This window comes from Allomesorhizobium camelthorni (assembly GCF_011045125.1).
Lineage (GTDB): Bacteria > Pseudomonadota > Alphaproteobacteria > Rhizobiales > Rhizobiaceae > Allomesorhizobium > Allomesorhizobium camelthorni.
Window position 1 is genome coordinate 1 of sequence record NZ_JAAKZF010000134.1, and the last position, 9,258, is coordinate 9,258.

The 9,258-nt window shown below is 60.1% G+C and carries 9 protein-coding genes; all 9 read left to right on the forward strand.

Annotated features, from left to right (window positions below):
* A partial coding sequence (locus G6N73_RS33145) for an aldehyde dehydrogenase family protein (protein ID WP_165034145.1) occupies positions 1-944 on the forward strand: 944 nt, incomplete at its 5' end.
* 76 nt (positions 945-1,020) lie between these two features.
* Positions 1,021-2,124 carry an ABC transporter substrate-binding protein gene (locus tag G6N73_RS33150; RefSeq protein ID WP_165034151.1) on the forward strand — a complete coding sequence of 368 codons (1,104 nt, stop codon included), beginning with the start codon at positions 1,021-1,023 and terminating at the stop codon, positions 2,122-2,124.
* Positions 2,125-2,216: 92 nt separating this feature from the next.
* Positions 2,217-3,977, forward strand: coding sequence for an ABC transporter permease subunit (locus G6N73_RS33155; protein ID WP_165034146.1), 1,761 nt, complete (start codon positions 2,217-2,219; stop codon positions 3,975-3,977).
* Positions 3,978-4,045: 68 nt separating this feature from the next.
* The gene (locus G6N73_RS33160; protein WP_165034147.1) at positions 4,046-5,134 is read left to right on the forward strand and encodes an LVIVD repeat-containing protein; all 1,089 of its coding nucleotides are present in this window, start codon (positions 4,046-4,048) and stop codon (positions 5,132-5,134) included.
* Positions 5,131-5,427 (forward strand): ATP-binding cassette domain-containing protein, encoded by a 297-nt coding sequence (locus G6N73_RS37610; RefSeq protein WP_281353017.1) that lies wholly within the window; start codon positions 5,131-5,133, stop codon positions 5,425-5,427. Before G6N73_RS33160 ends, G6N73_RS37610 begins: the two co-directional genes overlap by 4 nt.
* Positions 5,394-6,236: an ABC transporter ATP-binding protein gene (locus G6N73_RS38150; protein ID WP_343044833.1), complete on the forward strand. Its 843-nt coding sequence runs from the start codon at positions 5,394-5,396 to the stop codon at positions 6,234-6,236. Before G6N73_RS37610 ends, G6N73_RS38150 begins: the two co-directional genes overlap by 34 nt.
* 107 nt (positions 6,237-6,343) lie before the next feature.
* Positions 6,344-7,891: an acyl--CoA ligase gene (locus tag G6N73_RS33170; protein WP_246252770.1), complete on the forward strand. Its 1,548-nt coding sequence runs from the start codon at positions 6,344-6,346 to the stop codon at positions 7,889-7,891.
* 14 nt (positions 7,892-7,905) lie between these two features.
* Entirely contained in the window at positions 7,906-8,880 is a 975-nt protein-coding gene (locus G6N73_RS33175) for a 2-dehydropantoate 2-reductase (protein WP_165034149.1), read from the forward strand.
* Between the two features lie 70 nt (positions 8,881-8,950).
* Positions 8,951-9,258 (forward strand): Rv2993c-like domain-containing protein (locus G6N73_RS33180; protein WP_206079227.1); only part of this gene is annotated, 308 nt, incomplete at its 3' end.

Genomic DNA, 9,258 nt, shown 5'->3' on the forward strand with positions numbered 1-9,258 from the left:
CTCTAAAGCCCTCAGAGCAGACGCCGCTTTCTTCTCTGAAGCTCGCAAAGCTGTTGGGGGATATACTTCCGCCTGGCGTGGTAAGTATTTTGCCTGGTCGAGGCGAAAGCATCGGCGCGGCTCTCGTCGCCCATCCCGATATCCGGATTGTCTCACTGACGGGTGACATTTCGACCGGCCAAAAAGTAATGCAAGCCGCGGCAAAGACGATGAAGCGCGTTCATCTGGAACTCGGCGGCAAGGCGCCTGTCATTGTTATGGACGACGCCGATCTCGAGCAGGTTGTGAGTTGCGTGCGTTTTGCTGGTTTCTACAATGCTGGCCAAGATTGTACGGCCGCATGTCGCATCTATGCCGCGCCAAAGATTCACGACAAACTGGTGGCCGAACTGGAGGTCGCCCTAAAATCGCTACGTGTCGCGTCCCCTCGCGACGCGACGACCGAGTTAGGCCCTTTGATCAGTCAGCGTCAGCGCGAGCGTGTAGCCAATTTCGTGGAACGCGCTACGCAGCAGAAGCATATTGAGGTTGTTACAGGCGGCCGTCGGGCAAACGGCAGCGGATTCTTCTATGAGCCGACGCTTGTGGTTGGCGCAACGCAGTCTGACGAGATTGTCAGGCGCGAAGTGTTCGGTCCAGTTGTTTCTGTTACGCGCGTCGAAGACGCTGATCAGGCGATCGCGTGGGCCAACGACAGCGACTACGGGCTGGGATCGTCGGTGTGGACCCGCGACGTCAAGACCGCCCTAAAGATCAGTGCGCGATTGCAGTATGGCGTTGTGTGGGTAAATCAACATTTGACCATCGCAAGCGAGATGCCACATGGCGGCCTGAAGATGTCTGGCTTCGGGAAAGAAATGTCAATGTACGGCCTTGAGGAATATACAGTAGTAAGGCACGTGATGATGAATTTCGGTAGTAGTGCCACCGGATTTAGCGGGTAAGACATTAAAGGTGTCTTTATACCAATTCAATCCCACAGAAACTTAATGTCTAAACTGTGAATGGGAGGAGAAAGCAATGTCAGAGTATACGATATCTCGGCGCACTCTGCTTACGGGCGCGGCCGCGACAACTGCGGTACTAGCATCTTCGGCCGTTTGGGCTCAGCAGTCGGAAGAGCCCGTAATTCTCTACGGCACGACCGGCGGAATTGTGGAGGAGGTGCAGCGCAGGACTATCTTTGATCCGTTCACCGCCGCGACGGGTATCAAGGTCGTATCGGTTCCCTATCCGAAGCTGGCCAAGGTCGAGGCCATGGTCTCCACCAACACCGTGGACCTCGATTTCTGGGAGATCGACGGCAAGGAGGTTGGCATTCTGGGCCGACGGAACCTGCTTGAGCCGATCGACTACTCCTTGCTCCGCTCCGGACTGAGAGAGGACCTGATCCCCAATGCCGCGCTCGATCACGGGGTCGGCACGATCGTGTGGGGCGCCGGCATCGTATATAGCGCCAGCACCTTCAAGGAAGGAGCGCATCCGCGCAGCTGGGCTGACGTGTGGGACGTGAGCAAATTCCCCGGGCCACGCACGCTGCCTGATCCGGCCTATCATATCGGGCCGATCGAGGCCGCACTTCTCGCCGACGGGGTGCCGGCCGACAAGCTTTATCCCATTGATGTCGATCGCGCCTTCGCCTCGCTCGACAAGATCAAGCCGCACATCGTAAAGTTCTGGTCGACGAGCCCCGAGGGGCTAAACCTCATGACCAGCGGCAATGCTTTGGTAGGGATGAATACGCTCGGGCGCGTCATCGTCATGAAACATGAAGGCAAGGACCCGGGGATCAACATCGAGTTCAATCAGGCAATGGCCAAGATCTCGTACTGGGGCATGCCGAAGAGCGCGCCGCACCCGAAGAACTTCCATCGTCTGCTGGACTTCTATCTGGAGCCGAAGAACCATGCGGCTTTCTTGAATGCCTATCCGGCCTACGGGATGACGATAACGTCGGCGCAGCCGTACATAGACCCAACCACGCTTCCGAACCGGATCAACTCGCCGGAAAAGGTCCCCAACCTGGTCATGCTCAATGACGCTTGGTGGATGGAAGAGGACAATTCCGGGCGCAGCAATTTCGAACGGGTCAACGAGCGCTGGGCCAGCTGGATCGGCAATTAGCCGGATCCGGCCACGGCATCGGTAACTGATCGTTTAGTCTGGGAGCGGCGTGCGGCGCGGGAAATGTTCTCGGCCGCACCCGTGAGGTATAGATGACACGTTTCCTAATGGTTGGCCGGAGAGAGCGTGCAGTCGTATTGCTGCTCGCCGGTCCACTGCTTTTCCTTCTGTGCTTCTTCTATATTCCGCTCGCTCAGACGTTATGGATGAGCTTTTGGGAGCGCGGCGTCTTCACGTTGGATAATTATCAGCAGGCGTTGAGCTCGGCGCTGTACCTGAACGCCTTTGCCTGGACTTTCGAGCTGGCGTTTTTCACTGCCTTTCTGACGCTGATCGTTGGCTATCCGGTCGCCTATGCCATGTCTACCAGCGGCCCGCGGCTGCGTCTCTTCATCCTGATCTGCATCATAATACCGTTCTGGACAAGCGCGCTGGTCCGCGCCTTTGCATGGGTCGGTATCCTCGGCCGCGAGGGGATCGTCAATTCGAGTCTGATGTATCTCTCGATCATCTCCAGTCCCATGCAGCTGGTATTCAACCCGACCGGCGTTTTCATCGGCACGGTCCACGTCATGTTGCCGTATATGGTGCTGTGCCTCTACAGCTCGATGCACAGCATCGACCGCTCGCTCATCCGGGCCGCCGAGACGCTGGGCGCCGGCCGTATCCGTTCCTTTCTCCTGGTCTATGTTCCCCAGACCGCTCCAGGCATCATCTCCGGCCTGCTGCTGGTGTTCATCGTCTCGCTAGGCTTCTTCATCACGCCGGCGGTCCTTGGCAGCAATCAGCGCCCGACGGTCGTTGTGCTGGTGGAACGGCATATGGGGGTGCTGCTGGACTGGTCCATGGCGGCGGCTCTGTCGTCCCTGCTGCTTGCGACCACGCTTGTGCTTTTTGCCGTGTTCAATCGGTATGTCCGGGCTGGCCATTCGGCGCCCGAACTTCAGGGCGCCGAAGCCATCAGTCTCTACAGGATGGTCGCGAAGATTGACCGGGGATTGGGTGCCATTCGCGCGCCGCTGCGTCGCTGGCGGTCGGACAGGCCGGGCCGTCGGTGGCGGTTCCGCGGGCCGGCGCCCAGTTTTCTCACGCTGATCGCGATTCTGATCTCGGCGATAGTCGCTTTCCCCATACTCCTCATCGTCCTGGTGGCATTCTTCCCGTCGACCTCCAACACGATCGACTTCAGCAATTTTTCGCTCGAATGGTTCGAGCTGTACTTCACGCGTGCCGAATGGGTCGACGCCACACTCAACAGCTTCCGGATCGCGCTTTTGACAGCGGTTCTGGCAAGCGTCATTTCGCTGGTGACCGCTCTTGGACTGCGCCGCCTGTCGCCGGGGATTCGGACGGCACTGATGTCTATCAACCTCGCGCCGATGATCGTGCCGGCGGTCGCATATGGCGTGTCGGCATACTTCCTCTTCGCTCAGCTCGGTCTGATCGGGACGACCTTGAGCCTCATCATCGGCCATACGATCCTGGCGATCCCTCCGACCATGCTGGTCATGGTGGCGGCCGTTCAATCGCTCGATGAGCGGCTTGAGGATGCGGCCGCCTCTCTTGGAGCCTCGCCGTGGCGGCGGCTCAGGTACGTTACCTTGCCGCTGCTCGCCCCCATGGCGGTCGTGAGCGCGCTCATCGGCTTCCTGACGTCGTTCGATGATCTAGCGGTCGCCTTGTTCCTGGCAAGTAGCAGGGCCAAGACGCTGCCGAAGCAGATGTATGACAGCATGCTCCACGACAGCGATCCCAGGGTTGCGGCCGCGTCCGCCGTCCTCGTCGGGTTCACCATCGTCGCGCTGCTCGCAATGCATTTGCTGCGGTCGCGATCCAGGACGAAGATCTCATGAACTTTTCCATTCCGGGACGGAAAAAGTCCTGCCCGACACACACTTGCCGCTCGACGTTGGAGGAATGAATGCGACAGATCAAATTTAAGCATATTGGGTATGCCGACGTCCGCGGCGGCGGGCAGGTCAACGTGCAGGGGAACGTCTGTTTCGTCGGCCATATCTCTCCGCCCGAAGGAACCACCATTCTGGATGTTTCCGATCCCGCAAACCCGCGATTGTTGTCACATTTGAGTGTTCCTTCGACCTCGCATAGCCACAAGGTGCGGGTCGGCGGGGACCTGATGTTGATCAACAATGAGGCATACCCCGAATTCACCATCGCGCCGGGTTTCCAGGGCGGCGTCCGAATCTTTGACATCTCGCGGCCCGATCAACCAAAGGAGATCCATTTCCTTCGCACGGGTGGAAGGGGGGTTCACCGCTTCGACTTCGACGGCCGCTACGCCTATCTCTCGACCGAGATCGAAGGCTATCAGGGCAACATCCTGGTGACCTATGATCTGGCCGATCCGTCGCGCCCGGAGGAGGTGTCCCGCTGGTGGTTGCCCGGGCAGTGGACGGCGGGCGGGGAGACCCCGGCATGGGAAGGCGGCGTGCGTCACCGCGTGCATCATGGGCTGCGGCGCGGCGACTACATTTACGTTTCCCTTGTGCATGCCGGCATGGCAATTGTCGATGTGACGGACTTTTCGAACCCCAAGACGGTTTGCCGCCATCCGCTTCATGGCCTGTTCACGCATACGGTCGTGCCAACACGCGGCGCCGGCGGGCGCGGCGACTACGTGCTCACGGTCGATGAAGGCTGGTGGGACATGGAAGGCTGGGCCACCAGCGTCGATGTCACCGATCGGGCAGCGCCGAAGATCGTCGACGAGTTCAAGCTGCCGCGCGGCGAAGAGATGGGTATCTGGGCAGCACACCAGCCACATGAGGACGTCGTCGACGGCCTGCTGTTTCTGGCATGGTTCTCGCATGGTCTGCGCGTTCTCGACGTGAGCGACCCCACGCGCCTGGTCGAAGCCGGCAACTGGCTACCTCCGATGCGCACGGAGTTCGGTCCGCTGTCCAACGACATCTTTGTCGATCAGGCTAAGCAGCGGATCTACCTCATTGATCGGTTGCGTGGGCTCGATATCCTGGAATACAGCCTATGACTGCGTCAACGCCCGCACGGTCCCCCGGAAGCCTCGAACTGCGGTCATTGCGGAAATCATACGCGGGCGGAGCGGTCGTGGACAATGTCTCTCTCTCCGTCCGCTCCGGTGAGTTCCTAACGCTTTTGGGGCCGAGCGGCTCCGGGAAAACCACGACCCTGATGATGATTGCGGGCTTGGTTGAGCCGGACTCCGGTTCGATCTACTTGGATGGAACCGATCTGGTCGGCATCCCCCCCATGGGCGATCGATCGGCGTCGTGTTCCAGAACTACGCTCTTTTTCCGCACATGACTGTCGCGCAGAACATCGGATTCCCGCTGCGAATGCGCGACGTGCACGAAGCCGAGATCGAAGAGCGTGTCGCCAAGGCCGCCGGGCTCGTTCGATTGCACGGCCTCGAGCAGCGCTATGCTCGTCAGCTTTCCGGAGGGCAGCAGCAGCGCGTGGCGCTTGCGCGAGCGCTTGTATTTCAACCGCCGCTGCTGCTGCTCGACGAGCCGCTCGGCGCGCTTGATCGGCTGCTGCGAGAACAGATGAAGCTCGAACTGCGGCGGGTGCATCAGGAACTGGGAACGACGCTCGTCTACGTGACCCACGACCAAGACGAAGCTCTGGTCCTCTCGGATCGGATCGCGATCATGCAGGACGGTCGTGTAGAACAGATCGCCTCGCCGCGTGAAATCTACGAACGCCCCGTGAATCCTTTCGTCGCCGGTTTCATGGGCGAGAGCAACTTCCTACGCGGCAGAATTGTTGCCGAACGCGCGGGTACAGCCTCTGTCAAGGTCGAGGAATACCTGCTCGATGGCGTTCCGTCGAATGGCATTCGCGCCGACCAGGACGTCGATGTGTTCATTCGTCCTGAAAAGATCGTCCTGGCCAAGGCCGCCGGTGGAAAGGGGCTGGCGGGAACCGTCAACGATCAGATCTACAGCGGTGAATGCATCCGGTATGTGATGTCGGTGGGAGCGGCGCGGATGGTTGTAAAGCACACGGTGCGGCAAGGCGTGTTCACGCCAGCCCACGGCGATGCCGTCTCGTTGATCTGCGATCCGCTCGACATCATTCTGTTCCCTGCGGGACAAGCGATCTCGTCGTGAAGGACTTCACGCCGGCGGCAGGCGAGGGCACTTCGACCTTCTCTGCTGGACCAACAAACCCACAACTGACGCGACGACAAATTGGGCAAACGTGGATGGAGGATGCCTTGCGGAGTGAACCACCACTGACGATCAGGGAGATACTGTTGCGGGCCGAGGCCGAAGCCTCGGCGATCAGAGCACCCGGGAAGTCTCCGCTCACCTATAGGCAGCTGTTGAGGCACGCCGATGACGTCGCGTCCCGCCTGCGCGGCATGGGCATCAGCCGCAACGACAAGGTGGCGATCGTGCTTCCAAACGGTCCCGAGATGGCAGTGGCGTTTCTCGCATCCACCATGTGTGGGACAGCGGCGCCGCTCAATCCGGCTTATCGAAGGGAGGAGTTTGATTTCTACCTGAACGATCTCCAGGCTAGGCTCCTCATCGTGGATGGTGACTCCACCGGGCCGGCGGCAGAGGCCGCAGCCGCCAGGGGGATGCCGATTGTCCGAGTGACCTGCGGCACGCAGAAGACAGCGGGGCTCTTGATATCCGCTGACCTCGATGCGGTGCTGCAGCAGAATTCTGCGAACGGCATCTCCTCGGCGGACACTGCCCTAGTGCTGCATACCTCGGGCACCACCTCGCGGCCGAAGATCGTGCCTTTGTCACATCGCAATCTCGTTGCCTCCGCCGGCCACATCGCAGCCTCTCTGGCGCTGCGGCCCGATGATGTCTGCTTGAACATCATGCCTCTCTTCCACATCCACGGGCTGATCGCGGCGGTGCTTTCGTCCTTGTACGCCGGAGCCTCGGTAAGCTGCACCCCAGGCTTCAACGCGCTGCGCTTCATCGCTCTGCTAAAAAGCGAGGACCCGACATGGTACACGGCAGTGCCTACCATGCATCAGGCGATCGTCGAGCGGGCTGCGCGGCAGTCCGCCGGGGCCCTGAAGAGCCGCCTGCGTTTTGTGCGTTCGAGCTCGGCCTCACTCCCACCTTCGGTCCTGACGGAGCTGGAGACCACGCTCGGCTGTACGGTGATCGAAGCTTACGGCATGACTGAGGCGGCGCATCAGATGACCTCCAATCCGCTCACAAAGGCGGAGCGGCGGCCGGGAACGGTCGGGCGGCCGGCCGGCCCAATGGTCCGCATCGTCGATGCGGCCGGCAATTTCCTGCCCCCCTGCACCGAAGGCGAGATCGTCATCTCCGGACCCAACGTGACCAGCGGCTATGAGAACAATCCTGTCGCCAATGCTGCTGCGTTCTTCGACGACGGGGGTACGAATGCGCGCTGGTTTCGCACCGGCGATCTGGGCCGCTTCGATCAAGACGGCTATTTGACGGTGACCGGCCGCATCAAGGAAATTATCAATCGGGGTGGTGAAAAGATCTCGCCGCGCGAGGTAGACGAAGTGTTGCTGCTCGCAGACGGTGTGGCCCAGGCTGTCACCTTTGGCTATCCGCATCCGAAGCTCGGCGAGGAAGTGAGTGCAGCCGTCGTGCTTGCGTTGGGTTCCAAGACCACAGCCGAGACCATACGCTCATTTGCCGCGGACCGCCTGGCAGCATTCAAGGTGCCGCGGAAAATCATCATCGTCGAAGAGGTTCCGAAGGGCGCAACAGGAAAGGTTCAGCGGATTGGTCTTGCGGCCCTGTTGGGCATGGGCTGAGCAGAAGGTCGGGCATGAAGATCTGTATCTATGGTGCGGGTGCGATTGGCGGATATCTCGGAGCCGCACTTGACGAGGCCGGCTGCGAAGTCAGCCTGATCGCGCGTGGCGCACACTTGGAGACCATCCGCAGAGATGGACTTCGTCTTCTCAAAGGCGAGCAAGAAACGGCCCATCGTCTTGCCTGTACCGACCGGCCGCAAGATCTGGCTCCGCAGGACTATGTGATCGTCGCGCTCAAGGCACATCAGATCCCAGACGTGGCCGGGTCGATCGCGGCACTCCTCGCACCGGAAGGCAGTGTGGTCACCGCTGCGAATGGCCTTCCATGGTGGTACTTTTTCGGGGCCGGTGGCGAACTCGAAGGCACGCGCCTCGAAAGCGTCGATCCCGGCGGTGTACAGTGGGAGACGATCGGCCCAGAGCGGGCGATCGGCTGCGTTGTCTATCCAGCCTGCGAGATTGCCGAACCTGGCGTCGTGAGGCTGATCGAGGGCGATCGGTTCACATTGGGCGAGCCATCGGGTGAGCCCTCCTCGCGCGTCTCAGCACTCTCTGATGCAATGCGCAAGGGCGGACTGAAAGCCCCGGTCCGGCCACGTATTCGCGAAGAGATTTGGATAAAATTATGGGGGAATCTGAGTTTCAATCCGATATCAGCTCTGACATTGGCGACACTCGAAACGATCTGCCGCGATGCCGGAACGCGCAACGTCGCGCGATCCATGATGCTGGAGGCGCAGCAAATCGCCGAGCGTTTAGGCGTCAGGTTCCCGATTGATGTAGATCGCCGAATTGCGGGCGCGGAAGCGGTCGGCGCGCACAAGACTTCCATGTTGCAGGACCTTGAACACGGTCGCCCGATGGAAATCGAGGCCCTCGTCGGCTCCGTGCAGGAGTTGGGGCTTATTGCGGGTATCGGAACCCCGTCAATCGATCTGGTCCTCGCGCTGCTCCGTCTCAGGGCCAAAACGCTTGCTGTTAGCTGAACCGAGTGGATGGCGGGACAGTTGGACCGCGCGTCGCTGATTGTGAAATAGAGTCTTGGAAAGAACCGACGTGACGAAGTGGATTCGGTTTTCTACGGGGGCAGCATCAGAGTTTGGCACCCTTGCTGACGATGTCATTCATGTCCACAAAGGCGACATGTTCGGAATTAGTCAGCCAACTGGTGCCTTGCTGCCGCTCGACTCGGTCCGAGTGGACATGCCGTGCATACCAAGCAAGATGATCGCGCTTTGGAACAATTCCTACCTCGTTGCGGCCGCTCAAAGTCTCGAGATTCCAAAAGAGCCGCTATTCTTCATCAAGCCGGTAAATTCGTACACCGGTCAGAATGCGGTCGTCGAGCACTCAGCGTCGGTTGG